Here is a 677-nt window from a genome sequence, read left to right as displayed (position 1 = left end):
GCCCTCCCCCCCGGCCCCTCTCCCAAAGGAGGAGAGGAGTTTGGGCTACCTGGCATAACCGCAAATCTGCGGATGAGGAAAGTTGTTCCGCACTCTATCAGGATTTTTGCAGAGCAGGGAGATCCCAGAATGAGCGATTTGGCGGAGTTTTTTTTTCCAGAGTTTCCCTATTCTGCAGCTGTAGTTCTTCGACTTGTTCTTGCATCAACTCGGATCTCTCTGGCTCCGGGAAGGCGGACAGTAGGCCCGACAGGTTGGGCCAGGTCTTTGTTTAATTTTTTACAAAGTTATGTCCAAACGCATCCTGGTGATTGAAGACGAACCCTCTATTCGCACCTATCTGCAGAAGGTGTTGCAACGAGCGGGGTACGACACGGTGGCGGCCACCGATGGAGAAGAGGGCTTGCAGATGGTGCGCACCCTGATGCCCGACTTGGTGTTGTGCGATGTGGTGATGCCCAAGCTGAACGGCTATGGGGTGCTGGATGCCCTGAGATGGGATCAGTCTACAGCTCACATCCCCTTCGTCTTTCTCTCCTCGAAAATCTCTCCCGAAGAGATTGAACAGGGGCTATGTTTTGGCTCCGATGCCTATCTGACGAAGCCCGTTGACCAGAAACGCCTGCTGAAAGCCGTTGCTGCCCAATTGTCTTGAGTTGACCAAAAGGCGCGGCAAG

At 53.8% G+C, this 677-nt stretch carries 1 protein-coding gene; it reads left to right on the top strand.

All coding sequences use genetic code 11. The features are described 5' to 3' along the window. Window positions 1–289: 289 nt before the first annotated feature. Window positions 290–655 carry a response regulator gene (locus tag NW819_RS05990; RefSeq protein WP_011432017.1) on the top strand — a complete coding sequence of 122 codons (366 nt, stop codon included), beginning with the start codon at window positions 290–292 and terminating at the stop codon, window positions 653–655. Window positions 656–677: the final 22 nt, after the last annotated feature.

The organism is Synechococcus sp. R8-2 (assembly GCF_047461715.1).
Classification (GTDB): domain Bacteria; phylum Cyanobacteriota; class Cyanobacteriia; order Thermostichales; family Thermostichaceae; genus Thermostichus.
The sequence above is the reverse complement of the archived record's forward strand: the minus strand, read 5'-3'. Positions and strand labels throughout refer to the sequence as shown.